The following is a 15,240-nucleotide window of genomic DNA, read 5'->3' as shown; positions in this document are numbered from 1 at the left end:
GGAAAAAACGGACAATTCTCATAAATCCCAGTGGCTTCGGAACCGTAAACGCGTGCCATACTCCAAGGCACTCCGATTCCACCAGATGAAGCCACACATGCTCAAAGGATTGCTGCGCGCCCTCGGCGCCCTGTTCACCGCACTGGCCCTCTATAGCCTGCTGGGTTTTCTGATACTGCCAGGCATCGCCTTGCGAATCGCCAATCAGCAACTGGCCAACCATGCCACGGTACCTGCTCAGATCCAGCGCATCGAACTCAATCCTTTCAGTCTTGAAGTCACCGTCTGGGGCCTGAATATCGGCGAACCGGGCAAGGAACAGGTGGGCTTCGAACGGCTGTACGCCAACCTGCAGATCGACAGCCTGTGGTCCGGTGCCCTGCACCTGGCCGACATCGAACTGGACAAGCCCCGGACCGAGGTGCTGTTCGCCAAGGACGGCCAGTTGAACCTCCTGGGCTTGTTCAAGCTGCCACCCAGCGAGCCGACCCCAGCCAACCCCGAGGCCAAGCCGTTTCCCCTGCGGGTCGACCGGATCAAGTTGGCCACCGGTTATGTCCATTTCCAGGACCTGCGCCCCAGCGAGCCCATCGAATTTCTCTACGACGCCCTTGATTTCGAGCTGAAGAACCTCAGCACCCTGCCCGACGACAGCGCCGACATGACCCTGGTAGCCGCCGGTCCCGAAGGCGGGAAGATCGACTGGACCGGTAACGTCAGCCTTTCGCCAATCGCATCCGAGGGCAAGCTCAAGGTCACCGATGGCCAGATGAAGTTCTGGTGGCCTTACGTACGCGACGCGGTACCGCTGGTGCTGGAGAACGGCATCCTCAACCTGAGCACCGACTACAAGCTCAACCTGGCCAAGGGCACCGAGTTGCAGCTCAACAACGTGGCCGTCAGTGTCGCGCCTTTCGCCATCAAGGCCCCCGATGGCCGTCCACTGGTGAAACTCGAACGCCTGGATGTCAGCGAGACTACGGTGGACCTGGCTAAACAACAGGTCGTCGTGGGCAAGGTCCGCAGCCAGAAGCTCGAAACCTGGGCGGCACGCGAGGCCGATGGCCAGTTGGACTGGCAGAAACTCTTCGCCAGCCAGCCGGCCAAGCCGCAGGTCAAGGTAGAACCCGCATCGGCCCCGGCAGCCGCCGACTCCCCCAAACCCGAGCCCAAGGCACCCGGCAAGCCGTGGCAGGTACTGTTGAAGGATGTGCAACTGCGCGATTATCGGGTACATCTGGCCGACCGCCAGGCGCAACCCGCCGTGGCACTGGACGTCGGCCCGCTTAACCTCGACCTGCAGAACTACGACACCCTCAACGGCTCGCCTTTTACCCTCAAGCTTGATACCGGTGTAGGTAAACAGGGCAAGCTCCTGGCCGACGGCGAAGTCAACCTGAACCCGATTACCGCCAGGCTCAAGGTCAAGACCCAGGACATCGATCTGCGGGTCGCCCAGGCCTATATCACCCCGTTCATTCGCCTGGAGCTGCGCTCAGGGATGCTCGGCAGCGACCTGATGGTCGATCTCAAGAACACCGCACCGCTGGCCTTCGCCGTCACCGGCCGCGCCCAGGTCGACCAACTGCACACCCTCGACACCCTCAAGACCCGCGATTTCGTCAAATGGCAGAGCCTGGTGCTTGAAGGCCTCAATTATCAGCACGGTGACAGCCTGTCCATCGACAAGGTCAACCTGTTCCAGCCTTATGCCCGCTTCATGATCAACGACGACCGCACCACCAACGTCGACGACTTGCTGATCCCACAGCCGCCGGACAGCGGCACGAAGAGCGCTGCAGCAAAACCGGCGTCCCAGGAAAAACCACTGGGTATCCACATCGGCGCGATTGCCATCAACGAAGGCTCGGCCAACTTTGCCGACTTCAGTCTGACGCCGAATTTCGCCACGGCCATCCAGCAGCTCAACGGTCAGATCGGCACCATCGACAGCCGCCAGGCCAAACCGGCCAGCGTGGACGTCAATGGCAAGGTCGACCGCTACGCCCCGGTAACGATCAAGGGCGCTCTCAACCCGTTCGACCCGATGGCCAGCCTCGATATCGCCACCAGTTTCAAACGGGTCGAGCTGACGACGCTGACGCCCTACTCCGGCAAGTTCGCCGGCTATCGCATTCGCAAGGGCCGACTCAATCTCGACCTGCATTACCGGATCACCAAGGGTCAGCTCCAGGCCGAAAACAAGGTGGTGGTCGAGCAACTGCAACTGGGGGAAAAGGTCGACAGCCCGGACGCCGTGAGCCTGCCGCTGAAACTGGCCGTCGCACTGCTGAAGGATTCGCAGGGCAGGATCTCCATCGAGCTGCCGGTGTCCGGCAACCTCAACGACCCGCAATTCAGTGTGATGCCGATTGTCTGGCAAACCCTGCGCAACCTGGTGGTGCGAGCGGCCCAGGCGCCGTTCAAACTCATCGGCGGACTGGTGGCCGGCGGTGGCTCGGAAGACCTGGGCAGCGTCGCCTTCGCACCCGGCTCCAGCGACCTGAGCCAGGAAAGCGAAGGTGTGCTGCTCAAGCTCTCCGAGGCACTGGCCAAGCGTCCGGAACTGCGCCTGGAAATCGAAGGCACTGCCGCCGAAAGCAGCGACGGGCCGCTACTCGCCGGCCAGCGCCTGGAACGCGAATACCAGTACAACTACTACAAGATGCTGCAACGCCGGGGCGACAAGGTTCCGGCCAAGGCGGCGCTGCTGCAGGTGCCGGAGGACGAAAAGGCACCGCTGCTGGAAGGCATCTATCGAACCCGTCTCAAGGCCCAGCCGCCGGCCGAATGGACACAACTGGATAAAAAGGCCCGCATCGAGAAACTGCGTGAAGGCGTTATCAAATTCTGGAGCGGCAGTGACGTATTGCTGCGCGAGTTGGGCCAGGAGCGGGCCAGCAGCATCAAGGACTTCCTGGTGGACAAGGGCCAACTGGCCGATGACCGGGTCTATTTCATCGACGCCAGCCTCGGCCAGGCCGAAAGCGACGGGCGTGTGATCACCCCCCTGCATCTGGATGCCGAATAGGATGAAGCGTCTCTACTGGCTCGGCCTGGGCTTGATGCTCACCACTGCTCACGCATCGGCTGCCGACACATTGCGTTGCGGCAGCCAGTTGATCAGCGTTGGCGACCGCTCGAGCGAAGTGTTGCAAAAGTGCGGACAACCGGTGGCGCGGGACGATCTGGGCTACAAACGCAGCGTCAATCGCCGGGAGGAATACCCGGTGGAAGAATGGACCTATGGCCCCAACAGCGGCATGTACCAGTTCCTGCGCTTCGAGGGTAATCGACTGGTGCAGATCACCAGTCGGCGTGGGCACTGAGGTTGGCAATGACACCGCTATCGCGAGCAGGCTCGCTCCCACAGGGGATCGGTGCCGAGCGTACATTTTTGGAACAACCCAATACCAATGTGGGAGCGAGCCTGCTCGCGATGGCGGTGGATCAGCCAATACAATCGTCGACTGACCTCCATCCAAAATAAAACAGGCCCCCGGCAAAATGCCGAGGGCCTGTGGCGGCCACGTCCCTGTGGCCTTTCGCATGAACTCCAAAGCAACGGCAAACGTATGACACAGCCCGTTTGCCGCGCCCTCTCCCAGTCCAGGCGAGAAGTCTTGGCCTTATTCGGCCTTCAGGCCATCAGCCGATACGGCTTTGACGCCTTTGATTTTCTTGGCGATCGCCACGGCGGTGGTTTTTTGAGCTGCGGTGACAGCAACGGTCGAAGACAGGGATACGACGCCTTTGTTGGTTTCAACCTTGATGTCGGAGCCTGGGATACCCTTTTCGGTGACCAGGTCAGCTTTGACTTTGGTGGTGATCCAGGTGTCCTTGGTTTCTTCCTTGGCTTTAGTCACTTCACCAGCAGCCAACATCATCGGAGCCTGGGTCGCTTGAGCAGTCTCGGCAAATGCGTTAGCCATGGTCAAGGTCAGTGCGGCAGCAGTAGCGGCAGTGATAGCGAACTTCTTCATACGAGTAACTCCTGTTTTTCTCAGAAACTGCCGGAGGTGATTCCCGGCAGGGTTATCAGGAGTAGTGCGAAGGGTGTGCCAGCTTTAAGGATTTTATTAATTTGTTTAAAATCAATAAGTTAAGCGAAACGGCAATTTGGCTGGTCATGCAAAATGCATGAATTCCTGCTTTCTGACATGCAACTTGCGGGTTTGCTCTCTCCTTAAGCCAATGAAATACGAAGATTTTTTTTGGAGCGCATGCTCCCGCCGGATCGGACAGATGCGCCAGCACGCAGCCCTGCTTTTGGGCTGCGCATCAGGCAAGTAAAACCCCGCTATCAGACGCCAGGGCATCCCGCCGGCAGAAACTCTTTGGCGGCCGTCGACGCACATGTCCAGGCACCGGCCGCATCACGACTGAGGGTGATCGTCTTACCCGCTACAGCAGCTGGAGCCTTCAAGAGGGTACAGACAATGGTGCCTGTTCCGGCCGCCGCAGTGCCGGTGACAGCAATCGTGCAGTTGCTGGTAGGTGATGTGAAGCCCATGTTGGCTGCCGTTGGATCGTTACCCTGATTTATAACATCCTCGTAGGGCACCTTTAATGCAGAAATTTCCCCCAGCCCAGCGGTGGCCTTCGCCCGCGCCTGATACTTGGAATACTGCGGCAACGCAAACGTCGCCAGAATGCCGATAATCGCCACGACGATCAGCAGCTCGATCAACGTGAAACCATTCTGCTTGTTCATAGACATCTCCATTAACATGAGGCGAAATCTCATGCTTGGAGGGTGTATTGCACGGCACATGCCAATCCCCGCGACCCTGCCAGCAAGAGCTTCCAGCCCAAGGAAGCCCAACGTCCTACCCCAACATCCGCACTATCTGACGTTTTTTGTCACCCGCCCCCGCTGGTTTGGCGTCGAGGCTTGACTAGGCTATAAGTCATGAACTGTCAGCAGTCGGGATCCCCATGAATGACATCGCCCTCAGCGGCCTGACCAAGCAACTGGTGCTGGCCGAGCTGATCACCGAGCAAAGCGCGCAGCAGGCGCAGCAACAAGCCCAACGCAACCGCATGCCCCTGGTCAGTTATCTGGTGCAGAACAAACTGGTCCAGAGTCGCCAGGTTGCGGAAATCGCCTCGGAGCATTTCGGCGTCGCCCTGCTGGACCTCAACAGCCTGGACAAGGAAAGCCAGCCCACCGGCCTTGTCAGTGAAAAACTGGTTCGGCAACACCATGCCCTGCCGCTGTGGCGGCGCGGCAACAAGCTGTTCGTGGGGATCTCCGATCCCACCAACCACCAGGCCATCAACGACATCCAGTTCAGTACCGGCCTGACCACCGAAGCCATCCTGGTGGAAGACGACAAACTCAGCGATGCCATCGAGAGGTTTTTCGAATCCAGCACCACGGGCCTGGAAGGCATGGGTGATGTCGACCTCGATGGCCTGGACATCGAGTCGGACGACGATCGCAAGCAGGACGCCATCGCCGGTCAGGACGCCGATGACGCGCCAGTGGTGCGATTCGTCAACAAGATGCTGCTGGACGCGATCAAGGGCGGCTCTTCCGACCTGCACTTCGAACCCTATGAGAAATCCTACCGGGTGCGGGTGCGCACCGACGGCATGCTGCGAGAAGTGGCCAGGCCGCCGACCCAACTGGCCAGCCGCATCGCCGCGCGCCTGAAGGTCATGGCCAGCCTGGATATTTCCGAGCGGCGCAAACCCCAGGACGGTCGGTTGAAAATGCGCCTGTCGAAAACCAAATCCATCGACTTCCGGGTCAATACCCTGCCCACGCTCTGGGGCGAAAAAGTGGTGATCCGGATTCTCGACCCTTCCAGCGCGCAAATGGGCATCGATGCCCTGGGCTACGAACCGGATCAGAAAGAGCTCTACCTTGCGGCCCTCAAACAACCCCAAGGACTGATCCTGGTCACCGGGCCGACCGGCTCGGGCAAGACTGTCTCGCTCTACACCGGCCTGAATATCCTCAATACCGTGGATATCAATATTTCCACCGCCGAAGACCCGGTGGAAATCAATATGGAAGGCATCAACCAGGTCAACGTGAACCCACGCCAAGGGCTGGACTTTGCCCAGGCCCTGCGCTCCTTCCTGCGTCAGGACCCGGACGTGATCATGGTGGGTGAGATCCGCGACCTGGAAACGGCCGAAATCGCCATCAAGGCCGCCCAGACCGGGCACATGGTGCTCTCCACCCTGCACACCAACAGCGCCGCCGAAACCCTGATCCGCTTGCAGAACATGGGCATCCCCGGCTTCAACATCGCCACGGCGGTCCATCTGATCATCGCCCAGCGCCTGGCGCGGAAACTGTGCAGCCACTGCAAGAAAGCCACGGAGATTCCCGAGGAAACCCTGCTCAAGGAGGGTTTCCCCAAGGAACGCATCGGCTCATTCACGATCTATGAGCCGGTCGGTTGCGAACAGTGCAACAACGGCTACAAAGGACGCGTGGGGGTTTACGAAGTGGTAAAAAATACGCCTGAACTGCAACGGCTGATCATGGCCGAAGGCAATTCCCTGGAAATCGACCTGCAAATGCGCAAGGACGGGTTCAACGATCTGCGTACTTCGGGGCTGCTCAAAGTGATGCAAGGGGTGACCAGCCTCGAAGAAATCAACCGGGTCACCAAGGACTGAACATGGCGGTCAAGGCAGTAAAAACCGACACCTACACCTGGGAAGGCAAAGACCGCAAAGGCACGAAGATGTCCGGTGAGCTGACCGGCCAGAGCCCGGCCCTGGTCAAGGCGCAACTGCGCAAACAAGGCATCAACCCGGAAAAGGTACGCAAGAAATCCACGTCGATATTCGGCAAGGGCAAACGCATCAAACCGCTGGACATCGCCCTCTTCACCCGCCAGATGGCGACGATGCTCAAGGCCGGTGTGCCCCTGCTGCAAGCCTTCGACATCATTGGCGAAGGCTTCGACAATGCCAACATGCGCAAGCTGGTGGAGGAGGTGAAACAGGAAGTCGCCGCCGGTAACAGTTTTGCCGCGTCGTTGCGCAAATGCCCGCAGTACTTCGACGAGTTGTATTGCAACCTGGTGGACGCCGGTGAGCAGGCCGGCGCCCTGGACACCTTGCTGGACCGTGTGGCGACCTACAAGGAAAAGAGCGAGGCCCTCAAGGCCAAGATCAAGAAAGCCATGACCTATCCGGCGGCCGTTGTGCTTGTCGCAGCAGTGGTCACCGGCATTCTGTTGGTCAAGGTGGTGCCGCAGTTCGAATCGGTGTTCTCCGGGTTCGGCGCGAAACTACCTGCCTTTACCCTGATGGTCATCGGCCTGTCGGAGTTCATGCAAGAGTCATGGTGGCTGCTGCTGGGCGGGGCGGTGGGCGCGTTTTTTGGCGTGAAGTATGCCCTCAAGCGCTCCCAGGGCTTTCGTGACTGGCGCGACAAATGGTTGCTCAAGCTGCCACTGGTAGGCGCCCTGATGTACAAGTCGGCGGTAGCCCGCTACGCCCGGACGCTCTCCACCACCTTCGCCGCCGGCGTGCCACTGGTGGAGGCCCTGGACTCGGTCTCCGGCGCCACCGGCAACGTGGTGTTCAAACGTGCGGTACAGCGTATCCGCCAAGACGTCTCGACCGGCATGCAGTTGAATTTTTCCATGCGCGCCTCAGGCATATTCCCAAACCTGGCGATCCAGATGACCGCCATCGGCGAGGAATCCGGGGCACTGGACGATATGCTCGACAAGGTGGCGGGTTTCTATGAGGCCGAGGTCGACAATCTGGTGGACAACCTCACCAGCCTGATGGAACCCTTCATCATGGTGGTCCTGGGGGTGGTCGTCGGCGGTCTGGTGGTCGCCATGTACCTGCCCATCTTTCAACTCGGCTCTGCGATCTGACATGCCCCTGAGCGAATTCTTCGTGCTTTATCCCATGGCCTTTGTGCTGGCGGCGCTATTGCTCGGGCTGATTGTCGGCAGCTTTCTCAATGTGCTGGTGTGGCGCCTGCCCAAGATGCTCACCCGCGAATGGCGGCTGCAAGCCCACGACCTGCTGGGCCTGCCTGCCGAAACGCCCGGCCCGGCCTACAACCTGATGCTGCCTCACTCCCAATGCCCTCACTGCGGCCACCGCATCCGGGCCTGGGAAAATATCCCGTTGCTCAGCTACCTCGCACTGCGTGGCCGCTGTTCCAGTTGCGCCACCCCCATTGGGCGCCGCTATCCCCTGACCGAGCTGGCCTGCGGCGCGCTGTCGGCGTTCGTCGCCTGGCATTTCGGCTTCGGCTGGCAGGCCGCGCTGGTGATGGTCTTGAGCTGGGGCCTGCTGGGCATGAGCCTGATCGATGCCGAGCATCAGCTGCTGCCCGACACGCTGGTGCTGCCCTTGTTGTGGCTGGGGCTGATCGTCAACAGCTTCGGATTGTTCGTTTCGCTGAACCAGGCAGTGTGGGGAGCGGTGGCCGGTTATCTGGCGCTGTGGTCGGTGTTCTGGGTTTTCAAGCTGCTCACCGGCAAGGAAGGCATGGGCTACGGCGACTTCAAGCTGCTGGCGATGCTCGGGGCCTGGGGCGGCTGGCAGATCCTGCCGCTGACGCTATTGCTGTCGTCGCTGGTGGGTGCCTTGGTCGGGGTCGTCATGTTGCGCATGCGCAATGCTCCGGCGTCGACACAGATCCCCTTTGGGCCTTATTTAGCCATTGCCGGCTGGATTGCCTTGCTCTGGGGTGGTCAAATAACCGACTTCTATTGGCACTCTGTCGGTTTCTAACGATTTCCTTATGAACAATCCCGTGGAAAAACCCTGGATTCTCGGCCTGACCGGCGGTATCGGCAGCGGCAAAAGTGCTGCGGCCCAGCACTTCATCGACTTGGGCGTGCATGTGGTCGACGCCGATCATGCGGCGCGCTGGGTGGTCGAACCGGGGCGTCCGGCACTGGCGAAAATCGCCGAACACTTCGGCCCGGACGTGCTCCAGGCCGACGGTACGCTGGATCGCGCGGCCTTGCGCAAATTGATTTTCGAGAATGCCAACGAGCGTCGCTGGCTTGAGGCACTGCTGCATCCGTTGATCGCCGACGAAATTGCCCATCACCTGGCCCAAGCCCGATCGCCCTATGCAATCCTCGTATCACCGCTGCTGATCGAGTCAGGGCAGTACGCCATGACCCAACGGATCCTGGTGATCGACGCACCTGAACAACTCCAGATCGAACGGACCTTGCAACGCGACCAGATCAGCGAGCAACAGGCCCAGGCGATCCTCAAGGCACAATCCAGCCGCCAGGATCGCCTGAGCCATGCCGACGATGTGGTGGTCAACGACCGCGACCTCGCCTGGCTGCACAGCGAGGTCGAACGCCTGCATCATTCCTACCTTACATTGCGTGGAGGCCAATCATGAGCCAGACCCCGACCGTTGATTGCCCGACCTGTGGCGCCCCTGTCGAATGGAGCCCGGAGAGCAAGTTCCGGCCATTCTGTTCCGATCGCTGCAAACTCATCGACCTGGGCGCCTGGGCGTCGGAAGAACACAAGATCCCCGTCAGTCCCGACGCCGAGGACGAACTGTTCAGCGAAGATTTCAACCCCCGCTCACACCACTAGTGGCCTGTGTGGCTAAGGCCGCATGAAACCGTAGTCCTGTTTGTCGTCGAGATTTTCCGCCAGGAAGCTCAACTCATCGGCCAGGTCCTCGGCGCTGCGCACTGTCTTGCTCTGTTGCACGATCGCACTGAGCAAGGCACGCAGGCTCAGGCCCGGATCGAAACCGATTTCCATCGCGGCATCGTGACTACGCCTGATCTCTTGTCTCGCCCACTCGTAAACACTCATCGTTGTGCTCCTGGAAGTTTTCCAGAGCATGAGCTGCACCTGCCTGCAAGGCCTTGATATGCATCAAGACTTGTCGTCATCCTTCCAGGGTGCCGACAGATAGCGCGTGCGGTTGAAGGTTTCCAGCCATTCAGGACTGAATACCACCAGTGCACTGATCACCATGCCGTTGATGAACGCTTCGGGAAAAATGATCAACCAGAGGTAGCCAACGAAATCGCTCAGCCAGTAAGGCATGGCGAACACCCCGTCGTACCACAACAGCCCCAGCCCCAGCAGCAGGCACAGCAAAGCCGACAGGGCGGCGGCGAGGAACCCCGAGCAGAAGATATACACGAATAGATTGCGTGGCTGGGCTCGCTCCACCAGGATCGCGCAGCTTTCGGTGACCAGCACCGGCAGCAGGACCAACAGCACCCCGTTGACGCCCAGCGCCACCATGTCCTGGCGCCCCAACAGCACCAGCGCAAGCTGGGCAATGAGACCGCCGAGGATCGCCAGCGGCCAATCCAGCAACAGCGTCACGGCGGTCATGCCGATGAAGTGATAGGACACACCGGTGTCGAAATCCCGTCGCACCAGCCACAACATGAACAGCGCCAGCACCGTGCCGAACAGCAGGTGCTGGCGACGGCTGTCGGTAAACAGTTCCACCCATGGCGCTCGCCACGCCGCCCAGGCCAGCACCGGGACATAGATCAACCAGCCAACCGCAAGTGTCTGGGGTGAGAGCAGTTCGGCTCCGATCATGGGGACTACACCTTTCGCTTGTTTTTTCCAGCAGCCGGCACAGTGCATTCCCGTCAGACTGCGTAGGAGCTGTCGAGCGAAGGCTTCGCCAACTCCTACAACCTCAGACTCTTTTGGGCGCGCTACGCACGCCCGCGGGGATAAATCCCCTCGCCACAAGAATTGTGCACAGCTTTATGTCTCTATCGACACGCAGAGTCTACACCCCACTCATAAGAGTCATTCATCAACGCAACGCTTCCAGCTTGTCGCAATTGAACGCTAAGCTTGAGTTCATGGATGATTCCGATTATTTACGCCTGCTGACCATCGCGGCCGAGCAAGCCAACGCCTTTCTCTCCAATGCCCGCAAATGGGAGCGTGAGCGTTGGGTCTGCCAGCGACTGCTGCAAGGGCTGAACGTGCCCTACCGCGCCGACGAGTTCGCCCCCGCCGGAGATCCACCGGACGTGTTGTTCCGTGATGCCAACTTCGAGGTGTTCTTCGTCCTCGACGAGGGCCGTCGGCTCAATGACGAATGGCGTGACGAGCTGCAACGCCGCCGCAGTGCATTCTCCCTGAGCCAACTGGTGCGCCGCGAAGCCAAGCCCAGGCGGATCCCGGCCAACGAATTCCTGCTGAGGCTGGCACCGACCCTGCGCAAGAAAGCCCACAACTACACCGAACGCGGCATGGACCTGGGAGAGCTGGATATCATCGCCTTCGCCAGCCTCAAACGGGAAGTACTGGACCTCAACAGCCATTTCCCACCGCCCACCGAATACCTGCGCCAGGGCTGGCGTTCGCTGTCGCTGGTGGGGCCGAGCTTCGCCCGGGTGTTGTTCGCCCACCCCGATGCGCCGGATTTCCTGCGGGGCAACCTGGGGCGCAGCATCGTGTTCGATGTGGGGATCAGCCTGTGAATCATCACCGCGTCCACCGAACGACTATGCTGTTCGCAGCCGCAAGCAATCCCCTGTAACGTACGCACACTTCGCAACGTCTACCTGACGAGGCCTTTATGACCAGCCGCCTGAACCCTGACGACCAGAAGCATGTCGAAGAGTACCTGCAACTGTCCCAGCACCGAGTCGAGCGCCGGCCTTTCCGGCCGTGGATGCTCCTGGTGGTGGTACTGGCCGTGACGATCGGCCTGGGCCTGTTGAGCCGACTGATCAGTTACCTGACGCTATGAGCTGCCTGTTATCGAGGGATACGATACTGGCGCTCGCGAGGGTAACGGCACCGATTTCCTTTAGCCTTGCGAGATATCCCCATGACTCATCGTATTGTCATCGTTGGCGGCGGCGCCGGCGGCCTGGAGTTGGCTACCCGTCTGGGTAAGACCCTGGGCAAACGTGGCACGGCCAGCGTGATGCTGGTCGACGCGAACCTGACCCACATCTGGAAACCCCTGCTGCACGAAGTGGCGGCCGGCTCCCTGAACTCCTCCGAAGACGAACTCAACTACGTCGCCCAGGCGAAATGGAACCACTTCGAGTTCCAGCTCGGGCGCATGAGCGGCCTGGACCGCGAACGCAAGAGTATCCAACTGGCCGCCACCTATGACGAAGCCGGCGTGGAATTGCTACCCGCCCGGGTGCTGGGCTACGACACCCTGGTGATTGCCGTCGGCAGCACCACCAACGACTTCGGCACCGAGGGTGCGGCGCAACATTGCCTGTTTCTCGATACCCGCAAACAGGCCGAGCGCTTCCATCAGCAATTGCTCAACCATTACCTGCGCGCCCACGCCGGCCAGACCGATGCCGTGGAGCGGATCAGCGTCGCCATCGTCGGGGCTGGTGCCACCGGCGTCGAACTGGCGGCCGAGCTGCATAACGCCGCCCATGAGCTGGCGGCCTATGGCCTGGACCGGATCAAGCCGGAAAACATGCACATCACCCTGATCGAAGCCGGGCCACGGGTGCTGCCGGCATTACCGGAGCGTATCGGTGGGCCCGTGCACAAGACCCTGGAAAAGCTCGGGGTCAATGTCATGACCAACGCCGCGGTCGGCCAGGTGACAGCCGACAGCCTGATCACCGTCGATGGCAAGGTGATCGACGCCAGCCTGAAAGTCTGGGCCGCCGGGATTCGCGCACCGGAATTCCTCAAGGACATCGACGGGCTGGAAACCAACCGGATCAACCAGCTACACGTACTGCCGACCCTGCAGACCACCCGCGACGAAAACATCTTCGCCTTCGGCGACTGCGCCGCCTGCCCGCAACCGGACAGCGACCGCAACGTACCGCCCCGCGCCCAGGCGGCGCACCAGCAGGCATCGCTGCTGGCCAAGTCCTTGAAGCTGCGGATCGAAGGCAAGGCGTTGCCGCATTACAAGTACACCGACTACGGCTCGCTGATCTCGCTGTCGAGGTTCTCGGCGGTGGGCAACCTGATGGGTAATCTCACCGGCAGCGTGATGCTCGAAGGCTGGCTGGCGCGGATGTTCTATGTGTCGCTGTACCGCATGCACCAGATGGCGTTGTATGGAATGTTCCGTACGGCCATGTTGATGCTGGGCAGCAAGATTGGACGTGGGACCGAGCCGCGGCTCAAGTTGCACTGAAAATAGCAGTGGCCTGACACAGCGCTTTCGCGAGCAGGCTCGCTCCCACAGGGGCTGGTGGCGTATGCGGATACCGCATACACCCAGACCCAATGCGGGAGCGGGCAAGCGCTAGTGCAGTCAGTTAAGCCACAAACCTGTGGGAGCAAAGCTTGCTCGCGATTGCGCTAAGTCAGTCAGTAACAATATTGACTGGCCCATCGCTATCGCGAGCAAGCTTCGCTCCCACAGGGTTTGATGATGTATACAAATGCTGCATCCACCCCGAATCCCATGTGGGAGCGTGGCTTGCCCGCGAAGTCTCCTCCTGCACTCAAACCTGAAACCGCTGCACCATCGTGCGCAACGAGTTCGCCAGTTGCGACAGTTCATGGCTGGACGCGCTGGTCTGGTCTGCGCCAGTGGCCGAGCGCACCGAAAGATCACGGATATTCACCAGATTGCGATCAACCTCGCGGGCCACCTGTGCCTGCTCTTCGGCCGCGCTGGCGATCACCAGGTTGCGCTCGTGGATTTCGCTGACCGACGCGGTGATGGTCTGCAATGCCTCCCCCGCCCGTTCCGCCATCGCCAGAGTGCTGGCAGCGCGGGTCGAGCTGGCCTGCATGGAATCCAGGGCCTGGGTGGCGCCGCTGCGCATGCCCTGGACCATCTGTTCGATTTCCTGGGTCGATTGCTGCGTGCGGTAAGCCAGCGCTCGCACTTCATCAGCCACCACCGCAAACCCTCGACCGCTTTCGCCGGCCCGGGCCGCTTCAATGGCCGCGTTGAGGGCCAGCAAATTGGTCTGCTCGGCAATGGCCCGGATCACGTCCAGGACCTTGCCGATATCCTGCGACTGGTTGGCCAAGGATTGCACCAACCCACCCGTCACCTGCACGTCACTGGCGAGGGCGCCAATCGCGTCAACCGTGTCGCTGACCCGCTGCTGTCCGAGGGATGCCGACTCACTGGACTGACGTGTGGCGTCGGAGGTGGAAACGGCGTTGCGCGCCACTTCCTCTACGGCAGTGGTCATTTCGGTGACAGCCGTGGCGGCCTGTTCAATTTCGTTGTTCTGCTGTTGCAGGCTCTGTGTGCTGTCGAGGGTGACGGCGTTCAGCTCATCGGCTGCCGTTGCCAACTGCGCCGCCGAACCACTGATGCTCTGCAGCGTATCGCGCAGGTTTTTCTGCATGGTCGCCAAGGCCTTGAGCAAGCGGCTCACTTCGTCGTTGCCATGGGTCTCGATCGGCCGGGTCAGGTCACCTTCAGCCACGCTTTCCGCGGCGCTTAGCGCTTCACCCAGGGGCTTGACGATGCTGCGCGTCAACAACATCGCCAGGGCGACGGTAGCCAGGGCGGCCAAGACGATGAAAAGGATGACGATCATGCGTGAATTGGCGTAGTGCTCCTGGGACTTCTGACTCTCGATGGACACCTGTTTGGAAAACAGCTCCGCCAGGTCGTTGAGTTGCTTGCCGGAGCCGTCCACGACGGTTTTCATGTCCACCAGCAGCAGTTTGATCAGCTCGTCGCGGCGCCCCTGCTCTGCGAGGATGAAGGATTGCGCGATACCCGCGCGGTAGGCAGCAAAAGTCTGCTTGAACTGGTCGTAGAGCGCTCTGCCTTCAGGGGTCACGACGAGCTTTTCGTAGCTGGCGATTTTTTCGCTCAGTTCCTTGTCACGAACGTCCATTTGCCCACGGTAGACCGAGGTGTTCTTAGGGTCCTGGTCCAGGGCCATGCGCAGGGAGATGGTGCGAATGCGCAGCATCCATTCGCGAATCTCGTCACCGCCGCGAATGCTCGGTAGCCACTGGGTTTCCACCGCCACCTCACTGTCACGGATACTCGACATCTGCCCCAGCGCAAACATCCCGAGCAGTGCCACCAGCACGGCGATCAAGGCAAAACCCAGCGCCGCGCGAGGGGCGATATTCAGTTGACGAAGAAACATAACGGGCGCCCTTTTTTGTTATTGGCCGGGAATGGGGACGTGCCCCTGTCGGTGAGCTATCGGCAAGTTGTACGATAACTTAAGACTTCCCGGTTTTTTTTTCGCAGGCAAAAAAAAATCCCCGTATCTTTCGATACGAGGATTTTCAATATGGTCGGGGTAAGGGGATTCGAACTCCTGACATCCTGCTCCCAAAGCAGGC

Annotated in this window: 16 protein-coding genes; 10 read left to right on the top strand and 6 right to left on the bottom strand. The window is 60.3% G+C overall.

What is annotated here, in order from left to right:
- Positions 1-97 precede the first annotated feature (97 nt).
- Positions 98-3,031, top strand: coding sequence for a DUF748 domain-containing protein (locus ACODTO_RS23165; RefSeq protein ID WP_489107101.1), 2,934 nt, complete (start codon positions 98-100; stop codon positions 3,029-3,031).
- Between the two features lies 1 nt (position 3,032).
- Positions 3,033-3,329, top strand: coding sequence for a DUF2845 domain-containing protein (locus ACODTO_RS23160; RefSeq protein WP_464709710.1), 297 nt, complete (start codon positions 3,033-3,035; stop codon positions 3,327-3,329).
- Positions 3,330-3,629: 300 nt separating this feature from the next.
- Here the strand turns inward: ACODTO_RS23160 and ACODTO_RS23155 are convergent, their stop codons facing one another.
- Both ACODTO_RS23155 and ACODTO_RS23150 read right to left on the bottom strand, forming a co-directional pair.
- Positions 3,630-3,983 carry a BON domain-containing protein gene (locus ACODTO_RS23155; RefSeq protein ID WP_041023147.1) on the bottom strand — a complete coding sequence of 118 codons (354 nt, stop codon included), beginning with the start codon at positions 3,981-3,983 and terminating at the stop codon, positions 3,630-3,632.
- Positions 3,984-4,303: 320 nt separating this feature from the next.
- Positions 4,304-4,714, bottom strand: a complete 411-nt coding sequence (locus ACODTO_RS23150) for a pilin (protein ID WP_489107100.1) — start codon at positions 4,712-4,714, stop codon at positions 4,304-4,306.
- A gap of 224 nt (positions 4,715-4,938) precedes the next feature.
- Between ACODTO_RS23150 and pilB the strand changes: the two genes are divergently transcribed.
- The 5 genes from pilB to yacG are packed head-to-tail and all read left to right on the top strand — an operon-like array spanning position 4,939 to position 9,567.
- Positions 4,939-6,639 (top strand): type IV-A pilus assembly ATPase PilB, encoded by a 1,701-nt coding sequence (gene pilB, locus ACODTO_RS23145; protein WP_175386701.1) that lies wholly within the window; start codon positions 4,939-4,941, stop codon positions 6,637-6,639.
- Between the two features lie 2 nt (positions 6,640-6,641).
- Complete coding sequence (locus tag ACODTO_RS23140) at positions 6,642-7,859, top strand: type II secretion system F family protein (protein WP_139649786.1); 1,218 nt, start codon at positions 6,642-6,644, stop codon at positions 7,857-7,859.
- Position 7,860: 1 nt separating this feature from the next.
- The gene (locus ACODTO_RS23135; protein WP_139649788.1) at positions 7,861-8,730 is read left to right on the top strand and encodes a prepilin peptidase; all 870 of its coding nucleotides are present in this window, start codon (positions 7,861-7,863) and stop codon (positions 8,728-8,730) included.
- 10 nt (positions 8,731-8,740) lie between these two features.
- Positions 8,741-9,364 (top strand): dephospho-CoA kinase, encoded by a 624-nt coding sequence (gene coaE / locus ACODTO_RS23130; protein WP_489107099.1) that lies wholly within the window; start codon positions 8,741-8,743, stop codon positions 9,362-9,364.
- Positions 9,361-9,567: a DNA gyrase inhibitor YacG gene (yacG, locus tag ACODTO_RS23125; protein WP_024779578.1), complete on the top strand. Its 207-nt coding sequence runs from the start codon at positions 9,361-9,363 to the stop codon at positions 9,565-9,567. Before coaE ends, yacG begins: the two co-directional genes overlap by 4 nt.
- A gap of 12 nt (positions 9,568-9,579) precedes the next feature.
- Here yacG and ACODTO_RS23120 read toward each other — a convergent pair whose 3' ends face one another.
- Together ACODTO_RS23120 and ACODTO_RS23115 are read right to left on the bottom strand one after the other, a co-directional pair.
- Positions 9,580-9,795, bottom strand: coding sequence for a hypothetical protein (locus tag ACODTO_RS23120; protein WP_139649792.1), 216 nt, complete (start codon positions 9,793-9,795; stop codon positions 9,580-9,582).
- A 63-nt stretch (positions 9,796-9,858) separates the two neighbouring features.
- A complete protein-coding gene (locus ACODTO_RS23115) occupies positions 9,859-10,545 on the bottom strand; it encodes an energy-coupling factor ABC transporter permease (protein ID WP_139649795.1) in 687 nt (228 codons plus the stop codon).
- Between the two features lie 275 nt (positions 10,546-10,820).
- Here ACODTO_RS23115 and ACODTO_RS23110 point away from each other — a divergent pair, with 275 nt between their 5' ends.
- From ACODTO_RS23110 to ACODTO_RS23100, 3 genes are all read left to right on the top strand, one after another.
- A complete protein-coding gene (locus tag ACODTO_RS23110; protein WP_175363820.1) occupies positions 10,821-11,447 on the top strand; it encodes a DUF1780 domain-containing protein in 627 nt (208 codons plus the stop codon).
- Between the two features lie 98 nt (positions 11,448-11,545).
- On the top strand, positions 11,546-11,719 hold the full coding sequence (locus ACODTO_RS23105; RefSeq protein WP_003185543.1) for a DUF3094 domain-containing protein: 174 nt from the start codon (positions 11,546-11,548) through the stop codon (positions 11,717-11,719).
- Between the two features lie 81 nt (positions 11,720-11,800).
- Positions 11,801-13,099, top strand: coding sequence for an NAD(P)/FAD-dependent oxidoreductase (locus ACODTO_RS23100; protein WP_139649799.1), 1,299 nt, complete (start codon positions 11,801-11,803; stop codon positions 13,097-13,099).
- Positions 13,100-13,412: 313 nt separating this feature from the next.
- Here ACODTO_RS23100 and ACODTO_RS23095 read toward each other — a convergent pair whose 3' ends face one another.
- Both ACODTO_RS23095 and ACODTO_RS23090 read right to left on the bottom strand, forming a co-directional pair.
- The gene (locus ACODTO_RS23095) at positions 13,413-15,038 is read right to left on the bottom strand and encodes a methyl-accepting chemotaxis protein (RefSeq protein WP_139649801.1); all 1,626 of its coding nucleotides are present in this window, start codon (positions 15,036-15,038) and stop codon (positions 13,413-13,415) included.
- Between the two features lie 18 nt (positions 15,039-15,056).
- The coding region (locus ACODTO_RS23090; protein WP_489107098.1) for a hypothetical protein at positions 15,057-15,240 on the bottom strand (184 nt) is incomplete at its 5' end.

It is taken from the genome of Pseudomonas sp. FG13 (genome assembly GCF_057809755.1).
This window is presented reverse-complemented; position numbering and strand designations above follow the sequence as displayed.

What these genes read in the sequence shown, in the direction of transcription:
- ACODTO_RS23165 (WP_489107101.1), top strand. Translation starts at nt 98, where the DNA reads ATGCTCAAAGGATTGCTGCGCGCCCTCGGCGCCCTGTTCACCGCACTG.
- ACODTO_RS23160 (WP_464709710.1), top strand. Translation starts at nt 3,033, where the DNA reads ATGAAGCGTCTCTACTGGCTCGGCCTGGGCTTGATGCTCACCACTGCT.
- ACODTO_RS23155 (WP_041023147.1), bottom strand. Translation starts at nt 3,983, where the DNA reads ATGAAGAAGTTCGCTATCACTGCCGCTACTGCTGCCGCACTGACCTTG.
- ACODTO_RS23150 (WP_489107100.1), bottom strand. Translation starts at nt 4,714, where the DNA reads ATGAACAAGCAGAATGGTTTCACGTTGATCGAGCTGCTGATCGTCGTG.
- pilB (WP_175386701.1), top strand. Translation starts at nt 4,939, where the DNA reads ATGAATGACATCGCCCTCAGCGGCCTGACCAAGCAACTGGTGCTGGCC.
- ACODTO_RS23140 (WP_139649786.1), top strand. Translation starts at nt 6,642, where the DNA reads ATGGCGGTCAAGGCAGTAAAAACCGACACCTACACCTGGGAAGGCAAA.
- ACODTO_RS23135 (WP_139649788.1), top strand. Translation starts at nt 7,861, where the DNA reads ATGCCCCTGAGCGAATTCTTCGTGCTTTATCCCATGGCCTTTGTGCTG.
- coaE (WP_489107099.1), top strand. Translation starts at nt 8,741, where the DNA reads ATGAACAATCCCGTGGAAAAACCCTGGATTCTCGGCCTGACCGGCGGT.
- yacG (WP_024779578.1), top strand. Translation starts at nt 9,361, where the DNA reads ATGAGCCAGACCCCGACCGTTGATTGCCCGACCTGTGGCGCCCCTGTC.
- ACODTO_RS23120 (WP_139649792.1), bottom strand. Translation starts at nt 9,795, where the DNA reads ATGAGTGTTTACGAGTGGGCGAGACAAGAGATCAGGCGTAGTCACGAT.
- ACODTO_RS23115 (WP_139649795.1), bottom strand. Translation starts at nt 10,545, where the DNA reads ATGATCGGAGCCGAACTGCTCTCACCCCAGACACTTGCGGTTGGCTGG.
- ACODTO_RS23110 (WP_175363820.1), top strand. Translation starts at nt 10,821, where the DNA reads ATGGATGATTCCGATTATTTACGCCTGCTGACCATCGCGGCCGAGCAA.
- ACODTO_RS23105 (WP_003185543.1), top strand. Translation starts at nt 11,546, where the DNA reads ATGACCAGCCGCCTGAACCCTGACGACCAGAAGCATGTCGAAGAGTAC.
- ACODTO_RS23100 (WP_139649799.1), top strand. Translation starts at nt 11,801, where the DNA reads ATGACTCATCGTATTGTCATCGTTGGCGGCGGCGCCGGCGGCCTGGAG.
- ACODTO_RS23095 (WP_139649801.1), bottom strand. Translation starts at nt 15,038, where the DNA reads ATGTTTCTTCGTCAACTGAATATCGCCCCTCGCGCGGCGCTGGGTTTT.